This window comes from Mesorhizobium sp. M2A.F.Ca.ET.043.05.1.1 (assembly GCF_003952445.1).
GTDB lineage: Bacteria > Pseudomonadota > Alphaproteobacteria > Rhizobiales > Rhizobiaceae > Mesorhizobium.
Map to the genome: position 1 here is coordinate 4,362,215 of NZ_CP034446.1, position 21,410 is coordinate 4,383,624.

Annotated in this window: 16 protein-coding genes and 1 pseudogene; 4 read left to right on the forward strand and 13 right to left on the reverse strand. The window is 64.3% G+C overall.

Going from position 1 to position 21,410, the window contains the following annotated elements:
* Window positions 1-56: 56 nt before the first annotated feature.
* From EJ069_RS21160 to EJ069_RS21195, 7 genes are all read right to left on the reverse strand, one after another.
* A complete protein-coding gene (locus EJ069_RS21160) occupies window positions 57-872 on the reverse strand; it encodes an ABC transporter permease (RefSeq protein ID WP_126062953.1) in 816 nt (271 codons plus the stop codon).
* Window positions 862-1,827 carry an ABC transporter permease gene (locus tag EJ069_RS21165; protein WP_126062954.1) on the reverse strand — a complete coding sequence of 322 codons (966 nt, stop codon included), beginning with the start codon at window positions 1,825-1,827 and terminating at the stop codon, window positions 862-864. The genes EJ069_RS21160 and EJ069_RS21165 overlap by 11 nt, the downstream gene beginning before the upstream one ends.
* A 217-nt stretch (window positions 1,828-2,044) precedes the next feature.
* Window positions 2,045-3,043 carry an ABC transporter ATP-binding protein gene (locus EJ069_RS21175; protein WP_126062956.1) on the reverse strand — a complete coding sequence of 333 codons (999 nt, stop codon included), beginning with the start codon at window positions 3,041-3,043 and terminating at the stop codon, window positions 2,045-2,047.
* A gap of 172 nt (window positions 3,044-3,215) precedes the next feature.
* The gene (locus tag EJ069_RS21180) at window positions 3,216-4,370 is read right to left on the reverse strand and encodes an ABC transporter substrate-binding protein (protein ID WP_126062957.1); all 1,155 of its coding nucleotides are present in this window, start codon (window positions 4,368-4,370) and stop codon (window positions 3,216-3,218) included.
* 211 nt (window positions 4,371-4,581) lie between these two features.
* On the reverse strand, window positions 4,582-5,352 hold the full coding sequence (locus EJ069_RS21185) for a class I SAM-dependent methyltransferase (protein ID WP_245456228.1): 771 nt from the start codon (window positions 5,350-5,352) through the stop codon (window positions 4,582-4,584).
* 164 nt (window positions 5,353-5,516) lie between these two features.
* A complete protein-coding gene (locus EJ069_RS21190; RefSeq protein ID WP_126062959.1) occupies window positions 5,517-6,422 on the reverse strand; it encodes a LysR substrate-binding domain-containing protein in 906 nt (301 codons plus the stop codon).
* A 55-nt stretch (window positions 6,423-6,477) separates the two neighbouring features.
* Window positions 6,478-7,242, reverse strand: coding sequence for a DeoR/GlpR family DNA-binding transcription regulator (locus EJ069_RS21195; RefSeq protein WP_126062960.1), 765 nt, complete (start codon window positions 7,240-7,242; stop codon window positions 6,478-6,480).
* 390 nt (window positions 7,243-7,632) lie between these two features.
* On the opposite strand from EJ069_RS21195, the gene EJ069_RS21200 reads away from it, so the two are divergent.
* Together EJ069_RS21200 and EJ069_RS21205 are read left to right on the forward strand one after the other, a co-directional pair.
* A complete protein-coding gene (locus EJ069_RS21200; protein ID WP_126062961.1) occupies window positions 7,633-8,517 on the forward strand; it encodes a phosphotransferase family protein in 885 nt (294 codons plus the stop codon).
* Window positions 8,514-10,967 (forward strand): FAD-dependent oxidoreductase, encoded by a 2,454-nt coding sequence (locus EJ069_RS21205; protein WP_126062962.1) that lies wholly within the window; start codon window positions 8,514-8,516, stop codon window positions 10,965-10,967. Before EJ069_RS21200 ends, EJ069_RS21205 begins: the two co-directional genes overlap by 4 nt.
* Before the next feature lie 15 nt (window positions 10,968-10,982).
* On the opposite strand, the gene EJ069_RS21210 is transcribed toward EJ069_RS21205, so the two are convergent.
* The gene (locus tag EJ069_RS21210; RefSeq protein WP_126062963.1) at window positions 10,983-11,615 is read right to left on the reverse strand and encodes a class I SAM-dependent methyltransferase; all 633 of its coding nucleotides are present in this window, start codon (window positions 11,613-11,615) and stop codon (window positions 10,983-10,985) included.
* A gap of 100 nt (window positions 11,616-11,715) precedes the next feature.
* Between EJ069_RS21210 and EJ069_RS21215 the strand changes: the two genes are divergently transcribed.
* Window positions 11,716-12,615: a phosphotransferase family protein gene (locus EJ069_RS21215; RefSeq protein ID WP_126062964.1), complete on the forward strand. Its 900-nt coding sequence runs from the start codon at window positions 11,716-11,718 to the stop codon at window positions 12,613-12,615.
* A 15-nt stretch (window positions 12,616-12,630) separates the two neighbouring features.
* Here EJ069_RS21215 and EJ069_RS21220 read toward each other — a convergent pair whose 3' ends face one another.
* The 3 genes and pseudogenes from EJ069_RS21220 to EJ069_RS21230 form a co-directional block, all read right to left on the reverse strand.
* Window positions 12,631-13,098, reverse strand: coding sequence for a DUF805 domain-containing protein (locus EJ069_RS21220; RefSeq protein WP_126064831.1), 468 nt, complete (start codon window positions 13,096-13,098; stop codon window positions 12,631-12,633).
* Window positions 13,099-13,598: 500 nt separating this feature from the next.
* A complete protein-coding gene (locus tag EJ069_RS21225; protein ID WP_126062965.1) occupies window positions 13,599-14,522 on the reverse strand; it encodes a DMT family transporter in 924 nt (307 codons plus the stop codon).
* 356 nt (window positions 14,523-14,878) lie between these two features.
* Window positions 14,879-16,158 (reverse strand): annotated as a pseudogene (locus EJ069_RS21230) (amidohydrolase family protein).
* Between the two features lie 176 nt (window positions 16,159-16,334).
* Between EJ069_RS21230 and EJ069_RS21235 the strand changes: the two are divergent.
* Complete coding sequence (locus EJ069_RS21235; protein WP_126062966.1) at window positions 16,335-18,089, forward strand: ABC transporter ATP-binding protein; 1,755 nt, start codon at window positions 16,335-16,337, stop codon at window positions 18,087-18,089.
* Between the two features lie 47 nt (window positions 18,090-18,136).
* Here EJ069_RS21235 and EJ069_RS21240 read toward each other — a convergent pair whose 3' ends face one another.
* Window positions 18,137-19,099: an IS110 family transposase gene (locus EJ069_RS21240; RefSeq protein ID WP_126060767.1), complete on the reverse strand. Its 963-nt coding sequence runs from the start codon at window positions 19,097-19,099 to the stop codon at window positions 18,137-18,139.
* A gap of 365 nt (window positions 19,100-19,464) precedes the next feature.
* Entirely contained in the window at window positions 19,465-21,309 is a 1,845-nt protein-coding gene (gene ilvD / locus EJ069_RS21245; RefSeq protein ID WP_126062967.1) for a dihydroxy-acid dehydratase, read from the reverse strand.
* Between the last annotated feature and the right edge of the window lie 101 nt (window positions 21,310-21,410).

Sequence of the window (21,410 nt, forward strand, 5' to 3'; positions counted from 1 at the left end):
TAGGGAGATCGACAGCCGAACCCTATTCGCTACTCGCTATTCGCTACTCGCTGTTTTCATTTTCCACTCCCCGCGATCTGGTCGCCGTCGCGGGTCAGGTAATAGGCAAAGAGGATCGGCAGCAGGGTCACCAGCACGACGACCATGGCAACGACGTTGGTGACTGGGCGCTGGCGCGGGCGGATCAGCTCCTCTAGCATCCAGATCGGCACGGTCTGCTGCTGACCGGCGGTGAAGGTGGTGACGATGACCTCGTCGAAGGACAGCGCGAAGGCGAGCATGCCGCCGGCGAGCAGAGCGGTCGCAATGTTGGGCAGCACGACATGCCGAAACGTCTGGAAACCGTCGGCGCCGAGATCCATCGAGGCCTCGATCATCGATCCCGAGGTGCGGCGGAAGCGGGCGACGGCGTTGTTGTAGACGACGACCACGCAGAAGGTGGCGTGGCCGAGCACGATCGTCCAGAACGAGAACGGGATGTCGGCCAGCGAAAAGGCCGAGCGCAGCGCGATGCCGGTGATGATGCCGGGCAGCGCGATCGGCAGGATGACCAAGAGCGAGATGGCCTCGCGGCCGAAGAAGCGCGTCTGCGAGACGGCGGCGGCGCAGAGCGTGCCGAGCACCAAGGCGATGGCCGTCGAGATGGCGGCGACGCGCACCGACAGCGACAGCGCATCCCAGACGTCGGGCCGGTTCCAGGTGACGGCGAACCATTGCGTGGTGAGCCCTGGCGGCGGCCAGACGAAGCTCTTCTCTTCGGTGGTGAAGGCATAGACGAAGATCAGCAGGATCGGCAGGTGCAGGAAGAGCAGGCCGCAGGCGGCGGCGATCTTCAGGCCGAGCGGAGCACGTTGGCCACGGTCAGAGCGCATCGAAAGCCCCCATGCGCTTGGCGCCCCAGAGGTAGAAGCCCATGATGACGATGGGCACCACAGTGAAGGCTGCCGCGAGCGGGATGTTGCCGGCGGTGCCCTGCTGCGAATAGACGGCCTGGCCGATGAAGAGGCGCGAGGTGCCTATGATCTGCGGGATGATGTAGTCGCCCAAGGTCAGCGAGAAGGTGAAGATCGAGCCGGCGACGATGCCGGGCAGCGCCAGCGGGAAGAGCACGTTGCGGAAGGTCTGGCCGGGTGAGGCGCCGAGATCGGACGAAGCCTCGACCAGATTGCCGGGCACGCGCTCGAGCGCGGCCTGCACGGGGAGGATCATGAAAGGCAGCCAGACATAGACGAAGACGATGAAGGTGCCGGTGAAGGAGACCGACAGCGAGTTGCCGCCGACGATCGGCAGCGACAGCCAGCCATCGAGCAGCCAGAGCAGGTTCAGCTTGGCGAGCAGCCAGGTGAGGATGCCTTCCTTGGCGAGGATCAGCTTCCAGGCATAGATCTTGACCAGGTAGCTCGACCACAGCGGCAGCATGACGCCGAGATAGAACAGCGCCTTCCAGCGGCCGCGCGCGTATCGCGCCGCGTAATAGGCGATGGGGAAGGCGATGATCGCCGAAGCGAGCGTGACCAGCGCCGCCATCGTGACGGTGCGCAGGATGATGTCGAGATTGGCGGCTTGCAGCAGATCGCCATAGGTCTTCAGCGTGAACTCGCGGTTGATGAGGCCGGAGAACTCGTCGATCGAGAAGAAGCTCTGTGCCAACAGCGCGAAGAGCGAGCCGATATAGACGATGCCGAGCCACAGAAGCGGCGGGGCGAGCATCAGGGTGAGCAGGAATTTCGGCCGGCGCCAGAAGAGGTCGGAGAGCGCGCCGCGCAGTCCGCCACTGCCGGGCAGGATGGCGGGGGTGGGGTTGGATTGAACAGCGGCGATGGTCATGGGGCCACCCTTTGGTGGGAATGTGAGAGGTCGCGATCCTTCGCCCCCCTCTCTGTCCTGCCGGACATCTCCCCCTCAAGGGGGGAGATCAGCAGTTTCTCGGCCTCGCCAATTCTGACACGTTGGAGATTGGCGAAACCCGAAAGGACAGCCAATCTCCCCCCTTGAGGGGGAGATGTCCGGCAGGACAGAGAGGGGGGCCTCGCGCAAACCTTCTTCATGCCGGCTCATCCATCAGATGCAGGCTGTCGCGGTTGAAGGTCAGCATCACCGCCTCACCTTCCGCCGGCAGCGCGGTGCCCGCCGGCACCACCGCGTGCAGCCTCAACCCCTCGGCATCGAGCGCCAGCCTTGTGGTGGCGCCGAGATAGTTGGTGCCGACCAGGCGCGCGGCGACGCCGTCGCCACTGGTCGCGCTTGAGACGCGGATGGACTCCGGGCGCAGGCTTCCCCAGCAATGCTGGCCGGAATAGCGCTGGACGAAATCCGGCGGCAGCACGTTGGACGAGCCGACGAAATCGGCGACGAAGCGCGTGTTCGGCCGCTGGTAGATATCTTCCGGCGTGCCGACCTGCATGATCCTGCCGTCGTTGAAGACGGCGACGCGGTCGGCCATGGACAGCGCTTCGCCCTGGTCGTGGGTGACAAAGACGAAGGTGATGCCGAGCGCCTTCTGCAGCGACTTCAACTCCTCCTGCATGTTTTCGCGCAGCTTGAGGTCGAGCGCGCCGAGCGGTTCGTCGAGCAGAAGCACCTTGGGCTGGTTGACCAGCGCCCGGGCGAGCGCGACGCGCTGGCGCTGGCCGCCGGAGAGCTGGCCGGGGCGGCGCGCGCCATAGCCCGGCAGGCGCACCAGCGACAGCGCTTCCTCGGCAGCCTTCAGCCGCTCGGCCTTGCCGACGCCCTTGACCATCAGGCCGTAGGCGACATTGTCGAGAACATTGAGATGCGGGAACAGCGCGTAGTCCTGGAAGACGGTGTTGACGTTGCGGCGATAGGGCGGAACGCCTTCGGCGCGTTCGCCGAAGATGGAGATCGAGCCGGCCGTCGGCTGCTCGAAGCCGGCGATCAGTCTGAGGCACGTCGTCTTGCCGGAACCAGACGGCCCGAGCATGGCGAAGAATTCGCCCGGCGCGATCTCCAGATCGACCGCGTCGACCGCGCGCACGCTGCCGAAATAGCGTGAGACTTGTTTGAAGGAAACGGCAGAGGTCATGGGCCTGTCAGTCAGTTGCCGGGTCTGAGAAGTTCGCGCGGCGCCTTACCTCCCCCTCGATGGGGGAGGTCGCGGCGAAGCCGGGGGGGGGTGGCTGGCGCGAACCTATCAGACTGCCCCCACCCCGACGCTGAAGCGTCGACCCTCCCCACAGAGGGGAGGGTAAAGAGCGTTACCGCCCGCCGATGACGCCGATATAGTCCGACACCCAGCGGTAGTAAGGCACGCACTGGTCGTTCTGGCTGGCGCATTTCGACACCGGCGTCTTCCAGAACTTGATCTTGTCGAAATTATCGTAGCCGTTGGTCTTGCAGCCTTCGTCGCCAAGCAGCTCATTGCCCTTGCAGGCTGCGGGCACGACCGGCAGCGAGCCGAACCAGGCCGAGACATCGCCCTGGACCTTGGGCGACAGCGAATGCTCAAGCCACATATAGGCGCAGTTCGGATGGGCGGCGTCGGCTTCCATCATGGTGGTATCGGCCCAGCCGGTGACGCCTTCTTCCGGCACGGTGGAAGCGACCGGCTTCTTGGCGGCGACCAGCGTGTTGACCTGATAGGGCCATGAGCCGGAAGCGACCACACCCTCGTTCTGGAAGTCGTCGACCTGGATCGCTGCATCGTGCCAGTAGCGGCCGACCAGCGTGCGCTGCGTGCGCAACAGGTCGAGCGCCGCCTTGTACTGGTCCTCGTTGAGCTCGTAGGGGTCCTTGATGCCAAGTTCCGGCTTGTGGAACATCAGGTAATTGGCGGCATCCGCGATGTGGATCGGGCCGTCATAGGCCTGGACCCGGCCCTTGTTCGACTTGCCGTCGGGCAGCTTCATTTCCTCGAAGACGACGTTCCAGCTCTTGGGCGCTTCCTTGAAGACGTCGGTGTTGTACATCAGGATGTTCGGGCCCCACTGATAGGGGACGCCGTAATGCACCTTGTCGACGGTGAACCAGGGCGCGTCCTTCAGGCGGTCGTCGACAGTCTTCCAGCTCGGGATCAGATCGGTGTTGATCGGCTGCACGCGCTTGCCGGCGACGAGGCGCAGCGAGGCATCGCCCGAAGCGGTGACCAGATCGAAGCCGCCCTCGTTCATCAGCGAGACCATCTCGTCGGAGGTGTTGGCGGTCTTGACGTTAACCTTGCAGCCGCTTTCCTTCTCGAAAGCCGTCACCCAGTCGTAACCCTTGTCGGTCTCGCCGCGCTCGATATAGCCCGGCCAGGCAACGATGTTGACCTCGCCCTCGCCCTTGCCGATTTCCTTGACCTGGGCCATGGCCTGACCGGAAAAAGTCAGCGCGACAGTCAGCGCCGTGCACGACTTCAGGAATGCATTCATCGTCGATCTCCCATTTTGGCGCACGACCCCGAAACCGGTCCGGTTCGGAAAGAATCATGCGCGAACTACAAAGCGTCGAAGCTCATGCTCCGAACGGCAGCGCTCTCAGGGCGCGGCTTTGTTCCCTGGGCGAAAGGTGCTGTGAAAAATCCGGTTTCGCAAATTCATTTATCAGAAAGCCGATATCGGTTTTTCCGATATCAAAATGCCTTCAGGCCAACGCCGTGACCAGCCAGCAGGCGGCGTTGAAACGAGCCTCGCCGTCCGCCACGAAGGGCGCGAATGCAGCAGGCAAGGCCGCGGTGATTTTCTCGGCCGTTGCCTGGTCAACCTCCCGCAGCGCAGCGCCGACCGGCCCTAGCCGGGTGGCATATGTCATCAGATGGCGTTCGGCGATCTGACACTGGACGTCAACCTGTTCGACTTTAACTGACGACCAGTTGCTTGCTTCAAGGATCCGCCTCACCCTGGCGCCGTCGGCAAAGGCAAACTGTCCCGGCGCTTCGGGATCCGGCACGGGTGCCTGCGGCAGGAAAGGTGCTGCCGCTCGTGCGGCGGTCGTCATGAAAGCATTCTCGCGCGGACCGCGCCAAGCGACAAAGGCGAGTTTGCCGCCGCGCCTTGCGGCCTGTCTTATGTTGGTGAATGCCGCCACGGGATCATCGAAGAACATGACGCCAAAGCGCGAGACAACGGCATCGAAGCGTCCGGATTCGAACGCATATTGCTGGGCATCGCCGAACTCAAAACTTGCGTTCGCCACCTCTTCCGCCCGCGCGCGCTCCGTGGCCAGGGCGACAAGCGGCCGCGAGATGTCGACGCCGACACATCGGCCGCCATTTCCGACGCGGCGGGCCATCGCCAGGGTCGTGGCGCCGGCGCCGCAGCCGATGTCCAAAACCGTGCCCCCTTCCCCGGGATAGCCGGCATCCACCACCAGGCTCGCCAACGGCGCCAGCATGCCGTCGAGGATCGGCTGCATCTCGACCCAGGCCTTTCCGCTGGCATCGTTCCAGAGAGCGGCTTGCTGCGTGTTTGGCTGCGCGGATTGCGGCATGGCGGATCTCGCTTTCAGTTGCCCTCATCGATCGCTGCGGGCACTCTACGCGTTCAAGCCGACCGTTTCACACTTTTCCTGGAATTGCTTCAGCGGCGCACCATGCGTTGCGATTGGGCGAGGCCGATGAAGTCGCGCGCGGCCTGCGGCAGGCCGGAGCCGCGGCGCCAGACGGTGCCGACCTGGACCACCGGCAGCGAGCCGGAAATGTCGCGCGATTCGATGCGGTCGCCTTCCAGCGACCAGGGCCGGTAGACGAGGTCGGGCAGCAGCGCCACGCCGGCGCCGGTGGCGACCAGGCTGCGCACCGCTTCCACCGAACGCGTGCGGAAGGCGACATGGGGTCTCGCGCCGATCGCCGACAGCAGCTTGCCGGTGTTCTCCTCGATCTCGTCGACGGTGAGCATGATCAGCGGCTCGGAGGCGATATCGCCGATCGAGATGATGTCGGCGCTGGCGAGCCTGTGGCTGAGCGGGATCCACAGCCGGTAAGCCGAGACTTCCAGGATTTCCGACTGCAGCGCGGTGCGGTCGCGCAGGTTGGACGTGACCATGACGGCGATGTCGAGCTTGCCGCCGACCAGAAGATGCTCGAGATAGTCGCCATTGTCCTCGATGGCGGAGACCTCGACGCCGGGATAGGCGCGACGGTAGCGGGCGAGCAGATCGGACAGCACGTAGCCGGCGACCAGCGAGGTGACGCCGAGCTGCAGGCGCCCGCCAGCGACAGCCTGGTCGCTGAAGAAAGAACGGCGCGCATCCGAGACATCGGCCAGGATCTTGGTGGCGTGGCGCAGGAACTGGTGGCCCTTATGGGTGATGTTGAGGCCGCGCGGATGGCGCTCGAACAACTCGACGCCGAGATCGCTCTCCAGCTCCTTGATCGCCTCGGTGACCGAGGACTGCGAGATCGAGAGATTCTGCGCGGCTCCCGACACAGTGCCCTGCTCGGCGACGGCAACGAAGAACTGGAGCTGGCGGATTGTGAAAGCCATGGCCGGACTAAACACTGCCGCGCGCGGGAATGAAAGCGGGCTTTGTCCGCGGTGATCAGGCCGTCGCGATGGCCAAGCGCGCGCCTGCCCGGCTCAGCGCGGCGGCTATGTCGGGCGGCGGCGGCTGGTCGGTGGCAAGCTCGGAAAAGCCGTCGAAGCCGCACACCCTGACCAGCCCCTGGCGGCCGAATTTGGTATGGTCGGTGACGACCAGCGAGCGCTGGCCGCGCGACAGCACCATGCGGGCGAACTCCGCCTCCTCCAATTCGTAGTCGGTGAGGCCGGCGTCAGCATCGACGGCGCCGATCGAGATCACCGCATGATCGACCGAGAAGCGGCTGACGAACTCGATCGCCGAAATGCCGAAAGCCGCGCCCGAGTCGCTGCGCAGCTCGCCGCCGGCCATATAGACCTTGTTGCCGTTCACCGTCGCCAGCGTGCGAGCGATGTCGGAGGAATTGGTGACCACCGTCAGCCGGCGATGCCCAAGCAGCTCGCGCGCCAGGAAGGATGTGGTCGTGCCGGTGTCGAGCATGATCGCCTCGCCATCGCGGATGGTGGCCGCGACCATCCTGGCGATCAGGCGCTTGGCTTCGGCATTCTCGCGCATGCGCCGCTCGAACGGCGCCTCGCCCACCATCGAGGCAAGGCCGACGGCGCCGTGCATCTTCAGCACCGACCCGTCATCGGCGAGCGGCTTGACGTCGCGTCGCACCGTTTCCTGCGAGACGCCGAGACGTTCGGCAAGGCTGGCTATGCTGATCGTGCCCTCCTCGCCGAGGAGCCGCAGGATTTCGCCATGCCGTTTCGAGTGGATCATATGGAATGCCCGGGATCTTGACCGAATTTAAGGCTTTGACAACGCTTTGAAAGGAGTTGCTTATATTTTCGGGCAAAACACCCAAAAAAAGTCACAGCTTTTGATTGACAGCTCTGCCACCTGGGCATGAGAGTGGTTGCAAGTCACAAGGGCTCGGAACTGCTAAGGGAGGGTGATGGCAGAGCCGCAACCTAGTGACCAGATCGTCTGGGACCAGCCAGATTTGAGCTTTTATCGAATCCGCGGGGGCGGATGCCGGGATCCTGAACCTGGCCAAGGGGCTCGTCGGTGCGGTGCGGGATACCGATCCTGGCGTCTCGCACCGACGAGGCTTTTTTATTTTGTCCCATCGTCGTTTTCCGTGAGACCGGTTGAGGCCGGAGCGAAGCCGTGAGCGCCGAAGACCGCATCCGCGCCTTGCCGTGCTGGAACGGCAGCATCGAGATCGAGCCGCTGCCGGGCGGCCTCAGCAACGCCAATTTTGTCGTGACGGATGCCGCGGGGCGGCATGTCGTGCGCTTCGGCCAGGATTTTCCGTTCCACCACGTCTTTCGTGAGCGCGAGGTGATGACGGCGCGGGCCGCGCATGCGGCTGGATTCGCGCCAGCCGTGCATTATGCCGAGCCCGGCATCCTGGTGACGGCGTTTCTCGGGGCGAAGACCTTTCTCGCCGAGGATGTGCGGGCCAATCTCGGCCGCGTGGCGGCGCTGCTGCGCGGCTTCCATCGCGAGATGCCGAGCCATGTCTCCGGCGCCGGCTTCATGTTCTGGGTGTTCCACGTCATCCGCGACTATGCGCGCACGTTGGACGAAGGCGGCAGCCGCAAGACGGATCAGTTGCCGCGCTATCTAGCGCTGGCCGACGAGCTCGAGCGGGCGCAAAAACTGCTGCCGATCGTCTTCGGCCACAACGATCTTTTGCCCGCCAATATCCTGGACGACGGCAAGCGGCTGTGGCTGATCGATTTCGAATATGCCGGCTTCAACACGGCGATGTTCGATCTCGCGGGCGCCGCCTCCAACGCCGGCCTGAGCGATGAGGAATCCTTCGCCTTCCTGACCGCCTATTTCATGAAGGAGCCGGACAGCGAGATCCGCCGCTCGCACGCCGCCATGCAATGCGCCTCGCTGCTGCGCGAGGCGATGTGGAGCATGGTCTCCGAGCTTTATCTCGACGCGCCCGGCATCGACTATGTCGCCTATACCGAGGAAAACCTCGTCCGGCTCGACGCGGCGCTGGACAACTACCGGACGAAATACGGGACCAAGCCATGACCTTGCCCAGCCATGCCGAAATCGTCGTCATCGGCGGCGGCATCATCGGCTGTTCCACCGCCTATCATCTGGCGCGCGACCACAAGGCGGACGTGGTGCTGCTCGAGCAGGGCAAGCTGACCTCGGGCTCGACCTGGCACGCCGCCGGCCTGGTCGGGCAATTGCGCTCGTCGGCCTCGATCACGCGCGTCCTCAAATATTCGGTCGAGCTCTACAAGGGGCTGGAGGCCGAGACCGGCCTGGCAACCGGCTGGAAGATGACCGGCTGCATCAGGCTCGCGACCAATGCCGACCGCTGGACCGAGTTCAAGCGGCTGGCGACCACGGCCAAAAGCTTCGGCATGGACATGCAGCTTCTGTCGCCGGCGGAAGTGAAGCGCATGTGGCCGCTGATGGAGACGGGCGACCTGGTCGGCGCCTCGTGGCTGCCAACCGACGGGCAGGCAAGCCCCTCCGACATCGCCCAGTCGCTCGCCAAGGGCGCGCGCATGCATGGCGCGAAACTGTTCGAGGATGTGCGCGTCACCGGCTTCACGATGAAGGACGGCCGCATCACGGCGGTGAAGACTTCCAGGGGCGACATCGCCTGCGACAAGGTGGTGAACTGCGCCGGGCAGTGGGCAAGGCAGGTCGGCGCGATGGCCGGCATCAACGTGCCGCTGCAGCCGGTCAAGCACCAGTATATCATCACCGAGAGGATCGAAGGGCTGGCCAACGACGCGCCGACGATCCGCGACCCCGACCGCCGCACCTATTTCAAGGAGGAGGTCGGCGGACTGGTGATGGGCGGCTATGAGCCCAACCCGCAGGCCTGGGCAACCGGGCTTCCCGGCGGCGACGTGCCCAACGACTGGGAGTTCCGCCTGTTCGACGACGACTACGATCATTTCGAACAGCATATGAGCCAGGCGATCGCGCGTGTGCCGGCGCTCGCCCATGTCGGCGTCAAGCAGATGATCAACGGGCCGGAGAGCTTCACGCCGGACGGCAACTTCATCCTCGGCGTGGCGCCGGAATGCGCCAACATGTTCGTCGGGGCAGGCTTCAACGCCTTCGGCATCGCGTCGGCCGGCGGCGCCGGCTGGGTGCTGGCGCAATGGGTGGTCGACGGCGAGGCGCCGCTCGATCTCTGGGTGGTCGACATCAGGCGCTTCTCCGGCCTGCACCGCGACCGCGACTGGGTCCGCGACCGCACGCTGGAGGCCTATGGCAAGCATTACACAATCGGCTTCCCGCACGAAGAGTATCTCTCGGGACGGCCGCGCATCGTCTCGCCGCTCTACGAGCGGCTGAAGGCGCATCGCGCCGTGTTCGGCTCCAAGCTCGGCTGGGAGCGGCCGAACTGGTTCGCGCCCGACGGCGTAGCCGCCGAAGACGTCTATTCGATGGGCCGCCAGAACTGGTTCGGCCCGGTCGGCGACGAGCACCGGCATGTGCGCGAGAAGGTCGGCATCTTCGATCAGTCCTCCTTCGCCAAATACGAGCTGACCGGAAGCGACGCGCTGAAGGCGCTCGACTGGATCTGCGCCAACGACGTCAGCAAGCCGGTCGGACGGCTGACCTACACGCAGCTTCTCAACACGCGCGGCCGCATCGAGGCCGACCTCACCGTGTCGAGGCTGGGCGAGGAGCGGTTCTACATCGTCACCGGCACCGGCTTCCGCACGCATGACCTGTCCTGGATAGGCGACCATATCGGCTCCGGCCTCGACGCCAGGCTGGAGGACGTCACGGAGGAGTACGGCACGCTGTCGCTGATGGGACCGCGCGCCCGCCACGTGCTGCAGGCGGTGACCAATGCCGACGTTGCGAACGCCGCCTTCCCCTTTGGCCATGCCCGCGAGATCGCAATCGCCGGTCAGATCGTGAAGGCGCTGCGCGTCACCTATGTCGGCGAGCTCGGCTGGGAACTGCATGTGCCGATCGCCGCCACCGGCGAAGTCTTCGATGCGCTGAGGGCGGCGGGCAAGGCGCACGGCATTCGCCCGGTCGGCTATCGGGCGCTGGAATCGCTCCGGCTGGAAAAAGGTTATCGCGCCTGGGGCTCCGACATCACGCCGAACGACACGCCACTGGAAGCGGGGCTCGGCTGGGCGGTGAAGCTTCGCAAGAACACCGACTTCGTCGGACGGAAGGCGCTGGAGAAGGCGACCGGCAAGCCGCCCACAAAACGCTTTGCCGGCTTCACGGTGGATGACCCGGAGGTCGTGCTGGTCGGGCGCGAGACGATCCTGCGCAATGGCGAAGCTGTCGGCTACCTCACCAGCGGCGGCTATGGCTACACGGTCGAAAAGAACATCGGCTACGGCTATGTGCGCGATGCCGACGGCGTCGGCGACGACTTCCTCGCCTCCGGCGATTACGAACTGGTGGTGGCGATGGAACGCACGCCGGCGAAAATCCATCTCGAGGCGATGTACGACCCGGCCGGCGCGAAGATAAGGGCCTGATCCGCGCAAAGCGGATCAGCTGACCCGTAGCGCCAGGCAACGGCTCGGCACAGTGTCACCCTCGCCGGGCATCGACGCGTAAGGCCGTGTCTCTTCGAGGCGGCTTATCGCGCCGCGCGCTTCCAGCTCGGCGATGCGCGCCGCGAAGCCGGCATCCCACAGGGTGTTCTTGACCGTCAGCACGATGACGCCACCTGGACGGCAGATGCGGATCAGCTCGTCCAGCCCTTCGACCCCGACATGCCCTGAGGTGAAGACGCCCGCCGAAACAATCCCGGCATAAGCTCCGTCGGCGAAGGGCAGCGTGTCGCCCATAGCCAGGCGATGCAGCGCCGTGTAGACGCCCTTGGCGCCGGCCTTGTCCAGCATGCCTTGCGAGATGTCGAGCGCCTCGACCCGCGGATAGCCGGTGATGGCCAGCCACTCACCGATCAGCCCGGTGCCAGCGCCGGCGTCGAGCAAGGGTTCGGCTCCGCGCGGCAGGTGGCGGGCAAGCAGCGCCAGGCAGATCGTCGGATGGCGATAGCCGGCGGCCGACATGTCGGCATCGTAGGTATCGGACCAGTGGTCATAGATCGCGGCCACGTCCTCCGGCCGCTTCGCCGCGTAGGCCGCGCTTAGCGAACCGCTGTGCTTGCCGTCCGTCATCGTCGCCCCTCGAAGCCGATTCATCTGCAAAGGATCATAGCCAAGCCGCCAAAACTGTGGAACCGTCAGAACGACAACAATGGCGTGAAGGGGACACGACATGACCGACGAGCTGCGCGCGGCGCTGGCGGCCGTTCCGGTGCTGGCGAGCTATGATGGGCCGCTGGAGCGCTTAGGCGGCCTGACCAACAGGGTCTACAGGGCGGGTGACGTGTGCCTGCGCATCCCCGGCAAGGGCACGGAGGAATACATCAACCGCGCCAACGAGGCGGTGGCGGCGCGCGAGGCGGCCAGGGCCGGCGTCAGCCCGCAGGTGCTTTATGCCGATCCGGCGTCCGGTGTGATGGCGACGCGCTTCATCGCCGGCGCCGAGACGATGTCGCCCGAAAAATTCAAGGCGCGGCCGGGCAGCCCGGCGCGGGCTGGCGAGGCCTTCCGAAAACTCCACTCTTCGGGTGCGGTGTTTCCCTTCCGCTTCGAGCTGTTCGCGATGATCGACGACTATCTCAAGGTCCTGTCGACCAAGGACGTGGCGCTGCCCGCCGGCTATCACGACGTGGTGCGCGAGGCAGACGCGGTGCGCGCGGCGCTTGCCGCGCACGCCATCCCGCTCGCCGCATGCCATTGCGATCCGTTGTGCGAGAATTTCCTCGATACGGGCGAGCGGATGTGGATCGTCGACTGGGAATATTCCGGCATGAACGATCCGCTCTGGGACCTCGGCGACCTCTCGGTCGAGGGCAGGTTCGATGCCGCCCAGGACGAGGAATTGATGCGCGCTTATTTCGGCGGCGAGGCGCGGCCGGCGGAGCGTGGCCGCGTCGTCATCTACAAGGCGATGTGCGACCTTTTGTGGACGCTGTGGGGCCTGATCCAGCTCGCCAACGACAATCCGGCCGACGATTTCCGGGCCTATGCCGACGGCCGCTTCGCCCGCTGCAAGGCGCTGATGGAGACGGCGGAGTTTTCGCGACACCTCGCCGCCGTACGCCTGGGCTAGAGCCATCCCAGCGCGTTACCTGAAAACCCTTTGTATCTCGTTCAACGACCCTGTTTCGTCGGACTTTTTGCAATACCAGATGAGCAGCGCGATGGTGCCGATGGGGAAGAATCCCGCAAGCAGCTGATGCCAGCCGCTTCTGTTGATGTCATGCAGCCGGCGCGCGGTCATGGCAAGTGTCGGCAGAAGAACGGCAAGGTTCCAAAGCGACGAAACGGCTTCGTTTCCCACAAAGATATCGACTATCCCCATAAGAACGGCGACGATGATTATGAAGAGGTAGGAATACCAGAACTCCGAGCGACTGGCCCTGCCGGAAAAGTTCACATAATTTCGGAAAAAGCTTGCAATCGCTTCACCAAAGTTCAGCGGCATGTCACCGAAGCGATTGACGCCGGCCGGCGGCGCCCTCAAGACAAACAACAATGGCAAGCCGATAATGATCAGAATTATGAGCCAATGCCATCTCGAGAAACTGCCCATTACTTTCCCCCCAAATAGCGCAATTTTCCAGGTTATAGATATCCTGCCGGCCCTGCCGGAATCAATCACAGATTGCATCCGGATGGCGATTTGCACCGCAAAAAACTTTCGTGAAGTTGCCCTGGTTCCTCAACACAGTGATTTTGAATTGCAAGCTTGTCGGGCAAGGCTATCAACGTCCGTTTGGGGTAGTCAGCGCAAACGCTGGCGATGAGCCGAAGGCTCCCGAACCTCGTCATTCCAGGGCGGAGCAAGGAGCGAAGCGACGCGCGCAGACCCTGGAATCCATGCCGTTACCTGGACCGAAGTGTGCAACGGTGCAGAATTCTGGACCGCCGCAGCGCTTTGAAGTCACGGCATGGATCCTCGGGTCTGCGCGCGTCGCTTCGCTCCTTGCTCCGCCCGTGGATGACGACCCGGTAGGCGTCTCGGCCAATCGCCAAAGCATGTATCTGCCAACGCACGCATAGCCGACCGGTCAAAATTTCTGTGCTAAGAAGCTAATTGACGCCCTTCGGCACGTTTTCGGGCGGCACCACGGTTTCCACCACCTTCTGGCGATGGAAGATGAATATGCCGGCAAGCACGACGATAGCCGAGCCGAACAGAATGCGCGGGCTCGGCACATCGCCGAAGAAAACCAGGCCAAAGACGATGGCCCACAGAAGCAGGCTGTAATGCAGCGGCGCCAGCGTCGAGGCCGGCGCCAGCTTCAGCGCCCTTGTGATCATCAGATGGGCCGCGCAGGAAACGACGCCGAGCAACAGCATGGCGCCGAAATCGAGGACCGACGGCGTGCGCCAGGCGCCGATGGCGAGCACGGCGCCGACAATCAGCGTGCCGATGGTCTGCCAGGTAACGAGTGTCGTGTCGCTCGTTCCACGCAGACGCCGGCCGAGGATGATGGCGAACCCGAAGGTCACGCTGCCGATCAGCGCATAGCTCGACGACAGCGAGAAAGCGGCCGAGGACGGCTTCAGGATGATCAGCACGCCGCAGAAGCCGACGAGGATCGCCAGCCAGCGGCGCCAGCCGACCTTTTCACCGAGCAAGAGGTGCGAAAGCGCGGCGACATAGATGGGCCCGGCCATGTAGAAGCTCATCACGTCGGCGAGCGGCAGGTGGACGACGGCGGCGTAGAAAAGCCCTGTGTCGAGCGTCGTTGCCACAACGCGCAAGAGCTGCAGCACCGGCCTTTCCATCTGGAACAGCTTGCCCGCGCCCTGGTTGGCGATCATGGGCCCCAGCACGATGAAGGCGCCGATCGAGCGGATCAGCACAACCTGGCCGACGGAAAAACTGGCGACCAACCATTTGCCCATCGCATCGTTCAGCGCGAACATGAAGTCCCCCGCCAGCATCAACAGGATGCCGGCGAGCAACACGTTCCTGATCGTGAAATTGCGAGCGATGGTCTGAGCCATGGCGCGTCCTAGCTTCAGGCCGAGGATTTGACGAGGGAAATCTGTAAGACCAGCGCCGGGAAATTGAGGTTGGCGGAATCGCCGGAATTTCGTCATCCACGGGCGGAGCAAGGAGCGAAGCGACGCGGCGCAGACCCGAGGATCCATTCCGTGACCTCGCGCGAAGAACGAAGGCGGCGCAAGATAAAGATCGTTCTGCACCGCCGCGACGATCAAGGGTAACGGAATGGATTCTATGGTCTGCGCCGCGTCGCTTCGCTCCTTGCTTCGCCATAGAATGACGAAGTGACGGGCGTTACGACCAATTGGCGAAAGCGCTGTCCTGCCCGCTAACGCGACTCGTCAAATCGAGAGGCCTACGCTGTCTGGTGCCGTCGGTTCACCTGCGCCGGACGTCCGGAAATCGACAGCCGCGTCTCCTGCCTGGTCCGCTCGGCGACGACCTTGCCCCTGGCGATGACGCAGAGACGTTCGGGGCGCAAACGAACGGCCTCGATCGCGTTGCCGGCGTCGAGCACGACAAGGCTGGCGCGCTTGCCGACGGCAAGGCCGAGGTGATCGAGGCCATGATGGCGGCGTTGACATTGGTGACCATGTCGAAGCAGCGCGCCATATCGGCCGGGCTCGACATCTGCGCCACATGCAGACCCATGAAGGCGACGTCGAGCATGTCGGCGGTGCCAAGCGAATACCAAGGGTCGAGCACGCAATCCTGGCCCCAGCCGACGCGGATGCCAAGCGCCAGCATCTCCTTCACCCGGGTCAGGCCGCGCCGCTTCGGGAAAGTGTCGTGACGCCCCTGCAGCATGATGTTGATCAGCGGGTTCGGGATGGCCGAGACACCGGCTTCGGCGATCAGCGGCAGGAGCTTCGAGACGTAGTAATTGTCCATCGAATGCATGGAGGTGAGATGCGAGCCGGCCACCCTGCCCTGCAGGCCGAGACGCTGCGTTTCATAAGCGAGCTGCTCGATATGGCGCGACAGCGGATCGTCGGTCTCGTCGCAGTGCATGTCGACCATCAGGCCGCGTTTCGCCGCGATCTCGCAAAGCTCGGTCACCGAGCGGGTGCCGTCGGCCATGGTGCGCTCGAAATGCGGGATGCCGCCGACGATGTCGACGCCCATATCGAGCGCCCGGACGGTGTTCTTGAGCGCCGTCGGCGAGCGATAGAGGCCGTCCTGCGGAAACGCCACCAGTTGCAGGTCGATATAGGGCGCGACGGTTTTCTTGACGTCGAGCAGGGCTTCCACCGCGAGCAGCCGGTCGTCGCAGACATCGACATGGCTGCGGATGGCCAGCAGGCCCATCGACACGGCCCAGTCGCAATAGGCGAGCGCGCGCTCGCGCACGGCCTCATGCGTCAGAAGCGGCTTCAGCTCGCCCCAAAGCGCGATGCCCTCGAGCAGCGTGCCAGACGCGTTGATGCGCGGAATGCCGTAGGACAGGGTGGCGTCCATGTGGAAATGCGGATCGACGAAGGGCGGCGAAACAAGGTTGCCGCGCGCGTCGATCTCGGTCGGCGCCGATCCTGTCAGCCTCTGCTCGATCGCGCGGATGGTTTCGCCGGCAATGCCGATATCGGCAACCCTGCCGTCCGGCAGCGTGCCGCCGCGCACGATGAGGTCGAAATCCATCTGTCGTCACCCTCTCAAGACCTTGGCGATCATCGTGGCCGAAAAGACGGCCTCGCGCAGCCTTCTCTTTCCCCGGCAGCCGAAAGGTTCCATCGCGCCGCAACTCGCTCTATAAGCCGCCTCGCGCCCTCGTGGCGAATCCGAAATTCCTTGCAAGCCAGACACAGGAACGGCCGTTGTTTCGCTTCTTCCGCTCCACGGAGAACCAGCGCCTTGTCGCGAGGCTCGTGAGGGAATCCTTCCAAGAGCACAAATTCGGCTATGGCGCCGCCATCGTGTCGATGCTGGTGGTGGCCGCCATGACCGGCGCCAGCGCCTGGATCCTGCGTGAGATCACCAACGAATTCGTCGTCTTCAAGAGGCTCGACCGCGTCAATTTGATCGCGGCCGGGGTCGCGGGAATCTTCCTGCTCAAGGGGCTCGCCACCTTCGTCCAGGCCTATTTCATGAGCCGCGTCGGCAACGCCATCATCGCCGACCGGCAGCGCAAGATCTACGATCGCATCCTGGAGCAAGGCATCGAGTTCTACCATTCGACCTCGTCGGCCGATCTGATCGCCCGCATGACCAACAACGCGCAGGCGGCGCGCAGCGTGCTCGATCTCGTCGTGACGTCCTTTGTGCGCGACCTGGTGACGCTGGCCGTGCTGGTTGGGGTCATGATCTGGCAACAGCCGGCGCTGTCGCTGATCTGCTTCGTCGTCGGGCCGGTGGCGATCTACGGCGTCAACCGCATCCTGAAGCGCGTCCGCAACATCGCCGCCATGGAGTTCCGCTCGCTTGGGCAGATCGTTCATGTCATGCAGGAAACGGCGATCGGCGTACGCGTCGTCAAATCCTTCAACCTTGAAGGCGCGATGCGCAAACGCATGTACCAGGCCGTCTCCGACGTCGAGAACCGCGCCAACAACATCGCCACGCTGGAGGCGGCCACCAGCCCGGTGATGGAAACCATTGCCGGCCTGGCGATCGCCGGCGCAGTATTCATCAGCGGGTTCCTGGTGCTGCAGGGCGGGCAGATGCCGGGCAACATCATGGCCTTCATCGCATCGCTGCTGCTCGCTTATGAGCCGGCTAAGCGCCTGGCCCGCGTTCGCATCTCGCTCGAGACCGGCATCGTCGGCGTGCGCATGATGTTCCAGCTGGCCGACCGGCCGCTGACGCTCGCGGAAAAACCTGGCGCGAGGTCGCTGCAACCTGGACCGGGCGAAATCCGCTTCGACAATGTCAGCTTCGCCTATCCGGAAAGCCCGCCGGTGTTCGAGGGTTTCAACCTGACGCTCGCGGCCGGCAAGATGACGGCGCTGGTCGGGCCGTCGGGCAGCGGCAAGTCGACGATCCTGAACCTGATCATGCGCATGTACGACCCGCAGACCGGCAGGGTGATGTTCGACGGCCAGGACATCTCCTTCGCGACGCTCGATTCGCTCCGGAAGAAGATCGCCTATGTCAGCCAGGACACATTCCTGTTCGCCGGCACGATCATGCACAATATCCGCCTCGGCCGTGAGCACGCGACCGATGAAGAGGTGATCGCCGCAGCCAAGGCCGCCAACGCGCATGACTTCATCAGCGCCATGGCCAAGGGCTACGAGACGGAGGTCGGCGAAAACGGTTCGCTTTTGTCCGGCGGCCAGCGCCAGCGCATCTCGATCGCGCGCGCCATGCTGCGCAATGCCGAGATACTGCTGCTCGACGAGGCGACCAGCGCGCTCGACGCCGAGTCGGAAGCGCTGTTCCGCGACGCGCTGCAGCAGCTGACGGTCGGACGCACGACGATCGTCATCGCGCACCGGCTGTCGACCGTGCATCAAGCCGACACCATCGTGGTGCTGGAAAAGGGCAAGGTGCAGGAGAGCGGCCCGCACAGGACTCTCCTCAAGCAGGGCGGGCTCTATCAGAAGCTTTATGAATATCAGCTGATGCCATAACGCCGACTTCCCCCTTCTCCCCTTGTGGGAGAAGCGCAACCATTAGCTTAGGCGGCGTGGTTTGCGGGTGGAGCTTTGCTCCACGGAGTGCCGCGTTCGACGACGGCGTTGGCGAAGATGAGGAGCTTTCTGACACAGGCGATGATGGCTTTCCTGTGGGCCTTGCCGTTGTTCGTAAGGCGGCCGTAGAGAGCGACCAGGGCGGTGTTCCAGCGCTGGGAAGCGGGCAATGCAGCATTGAAGAGCGCTCGGCGGACACGACTGCGACCGCCGGCGATATGGCGCTCGCCGGTACGTTCGCCCGAGTCGTCGTCGTAAGGAGCGACGCCAACCAAGGCAGAGATTTGCTCACGACTGACCTTGCCGAGTTCGGGCAAGAGGATGACGAGGGTGAGCGCGGTGCGTATGCCGATGCCATCAACGCTGGCGATCAGCTCGAGCCGCCGAGCGAGATCATCGTGTTTGCACACGACGACCTGCAGGAGCAGCAGTTCGGCCTCGCGGCGCCGCTGCAGACGCTGAACGTCACGCTTGAGTTGGTTGAGAATCCGCTTGGTGGTGAAGTGCTCGCGCCGCGTCTTGAGGTGAGCGATATCGTACTCCAGTTGCTCGATGAAGAGCAGATGCTCAGCGAACGCGGCCAGCCTGGTGTCTGGCGGTTCATGCAGGTCGCCGAGATTGGCAGCGCACTCGGCGATGAGGGCGGCGTCGATACGATCGTTCTTGGCACGACGCAGCTTGTAGATGGCAAAGGCATGCACTTGACGCGGCTGCAGGAGAGCGACCTCGAAGCCCTGCTCGCGCAAATATTCCACGACGGCTCGTTCGTAACCCCCGGAGGCTTCGATGCCGATGCGTTTGATCTTACGCGCGCTCAGCCAAGCAACCAACTCTTGATGTCCGTCTCTGGCATTGGCTACGCGCAACCTGTCGCTCGTCGGATAGGTTGCGACATCAAGCGACTTCTTGCTGGTGTCGATTCCGGCGGTTCTTGTGCTAGTCTCATTCATCTTCGTCGTTCCCTGCCTTGCATACGAACCAGGTTGTTCCAGCAACCATCCGGGCCACGATGAAGAGCCGATCGCGATCTTGCTTCTCCTTAACCCCACGGGTTCGGGTGGCTGGCGATCCGACGATCGGCGCCAACGGCCGGGTGGCCACCCGGCCGTTGGCGTCCCTTACGGGACGACCACTTCATACAACATCGCTTATGCAAGGTGGCCGCGAAGCGGCCGGATGAGGGGTGTTCCAGCTTGGCGGCGCCGTTTATCCAGTCGGAATTCGCCAGCGTCTCACTCCGCTGGAACACCCCTCATCCGTCTCGGCGCTGCGCGCCGATCCACCTTCTCCACAAGGGGAGAAGGAGAAGCGCTCCTCACTCCGGCACTTTCCGCACCGCGCCCTTGTCGGCGCTGGTGGCGAAGGCGGCGTAGGCGCGCAGGGCCGTCGTCACCTTGCGCTTGCGCTTTTCGGCCGGCTTCCAGGCGTCCGGGCCCTTGGCGTTCATCGCCGCGCGGCGCGCTTCGAGCTCGGCATCGCTGACGGCGAGCCGGATGGTGCGGTTGGGGATATCGATCTCGATCGTGTCGCCTTCCTGGACCAGGCCGATCGCGCCACCCTCGGCGGCTTCCGGCGAGACGTGGCCGATCGACAGGCCCGACGTGCCGCCGGAGAAGCGGCCGTCGGTGATCAGCGCACAGGCTTTGCCAAGGCCCTTCGACTTCAGGTAGCTGGTCGGGTAGAGCATCTCCTGCATGCCGGGGCCGCCACGCGGCCCCTCGTAGCGGATGACGACGATGTCGCCGGCCTTGATCTCGTTGCCGAGGATCGCCTTGACGGAAGCGTCCTGGCTCTCGAAGACACGGGCCGGGCCGGTAAATTTCAGGATCGACTCGTCGACGCCGGCGGTCTTCACGATGCAGCCGTCGAGCGCCAGATTGCCCTTGAGCACGGCAAGGCCGCCATCCTTCGAGAACGGCGTCTTGGCCGAGCGGATCACGCCCTTCTCGCGGTCGAGGTCGAGCTCGTCCCAGCGGCGGTCCTGGCTGAAGGCGACCTGGGTCGGCACGCCGCCGGGGGCGGCGCGGAAGAAGTTGCGGACATTCTCGGCCGAGGTACGGGCAATGTCCCAATGGTCTAGCGCCTCGCCGAGCGTAGCCGTGTGCACCGTCGGCAGGTCGCGATTGATCAGGCCTGCCTGGTCGAGCTGGCCGAGGATCGCCATGATGCCGCCGGCGCGGTGGACGTCCTCCATGTGCACGTCGGACTTGGCCGGCGCCACCTTGCACAGCACCGGCACTTTCCGCGACAGCCGATCGATGTCTTCCATGGTGAAGTCGACCTCGCCCTCATGGGCGGCGGCGAGGATGTGGAGCACCGTGTTGGTCGAGCCGCCCATGGCGATGTCGAGCGCCATGGCGTTCTCGAAAGCGCCCTTGGAGGCGATGCTGCGCGGCAGCGCCGTTTCGTCGTCCTGCTCGTAATAGCGCTGGGCGAGATCGACGGCGAGATGGCCGGCCTCGACGAACAGGCGCTTGCGATCGGCATGGGTGGCCAAGGTCGAGCCATTTCCCGGCAGCGACAGGCCTAGCGCCTCGGTCAGGCAGTTCATCGAATTGGCGGTGAACATGCCCGAGCAGGAGCCGCAGGTCGGGCAGGCCGAGCGCTCGATGACCTTGACGTCCTCGTCGGATATCTTGTCGTCGGCGGCGGCGACCATGGCGTCGACCAGGTCGAGCGCTTGCGCCTTGCCGGCCAACACCACCTTGCCGGCCTCCATCGGGCCGCCGGAAACGAAGACGGTCGGGATGTTGAGGCGCAGCGAGGCCATCAGCATGCCGGGGGTGATCTTGTCGCAATTGGAGATGCAGACCATGGCGTCGGCGCAATGCGCGTTGACCATGTATTCGACGGAGTCGGCAATCAGCTCGCGCGACGGCAGCGAATAGAGCATGCCGTCATGGCCCATGGCGATGCCATCGTCGACGGCGATGGTGTTGAACTCCTTGGCGACGCCGCCTGCCTTCTCTATCTCGCGGGCGACGAGCTGGCCGAGATCCTTCAGGTGCACGTGGCCGGGCACGAACTGAGTGAAGGAATTGACCACCGCGATGATCGGTTTGCCGAAATCACTGTCCTTCATGCCGGTGGCGCGCCACAGGCCGCGTGCGCCGGCCATGTTGCGGCCATGGGTGGTGGTGCGGGAACGATAGGCAGGCATTGCATTGTCCTTGCTGGCTGGCCACGCCGATGCGCGGCGGGCGGCGCTCAAATTTGGTCGGCAGCGGTTATAGCGACCATGATCCGGCCTTGCCACAATTT

What these genes read in the sequence shown, in the direction of transcription:
- EJ069_RS21220 (WP_126064831.1), bottom strand. Translation starts at nt 13,098, where the DNA reads ATGGGCAGTTTCTCGAGATGGCATTGGCTCATAATTCTGATCATTATC.
- EJ069_RS21180 (WP_126062957.1), bottom strand. Translation starts at nt 4,370, where the DNA reads ATGAATGCATTCCTGAAGTCGTGCACGGCGCTGACTGTCGCGCTGACT.
- EJ069_RS21210 (WP_126062963.1), bottom strand. Translation starts at nt 11,615, where the DNA reads ATGACGGACGGCAAGCACAGCGGTTCGCTAAGCGCGGCCTACGCGGCG.
- EJ069_RS21160 (WP_126062953.1), bottom strand. Translation starts at nt 872, where the DNA reads ATGCGCTCTGACCGTGGCCAACGTGCTCCGCTCGGCCTGAAGATCGCC.
- EJ069_RS21225 (WP_126062965.1), bottom strand. Translation starts at nt 14,522, where the DNA reads ATGGCTCAGACCATCGCTCGCAATTTCACGATCAGGAACGTGTTGCTC.
- EJ069_RS21190 (WP_126062959.1), bottom strand. Translation starts at nt 6,422, where the DNA reads ATGGCTTTCACAATCCGCCAGCTCCAGTTCTTCGTTGCCGTCGCCGAG.
- EJ069_RS21195 (WP_126062960.1), bottom strand. Translation starts at nt 7,242, where the DNA reads ATGATCCACTCGAAACGGCATGGCGAAATCCTGCGGCTCCTCGGCGAG.
- EJ069_RS21215 (WP_126062964.1), top strand. Translation starts at nt 11,716, where the DNA reads ATGACCGACGAGCTGCGCGCGGCGCTGGCGGCCGTTCCGGTGCTGGCG.
- EJ069_RS21240 (WP_126060767.1), bottom strand. Translation starts at nt 19,099, where the DNA reads ATGAATGAGACTAGCACAAGAACCGCCGGAATCGACACCAGCAAGAAG.
- EJ069_RS21175 (WP_126062956.1), bottom strand. Translation starts at nt 3,043, where the DNA reads ATGACCTCTGCCGTTTCCTTCAAACAAGTCTCACGCTATTTCGGCAGC.
- EJ069_RS21165 (WP_126062954.1), bottom strand. Translation starts at nt 1,827, where the DNA reads ATGACCATCGCCGCTGTTCAATCCAACCCCACCCCCGCCATCCTGCCC.
- ilvD (WP_126062967.1), bottom strand. Translation starts at nt 21,309, where the DNA reads ATGCCTGCCTATCGTTCCCGCACCACCACCCATGGCCGCAACATGGCC.
- EJ069_RS21205 (WP_126062962.1), top strand. Translation starts at nt 8,514, where the DNA reads ATGACCTTGCCCAGCCATGCCGAAATCGTCGTCATCGGCGGCGGCATC.
- EJ069_RS21185 (WP_245456228.1), bottom strand. Translation starts at nt 5,352, where the DNA reads ATGCAGCCGATCCTCGACGGCATGCTGGCGCCGTTGGCGAGCCTGGTG.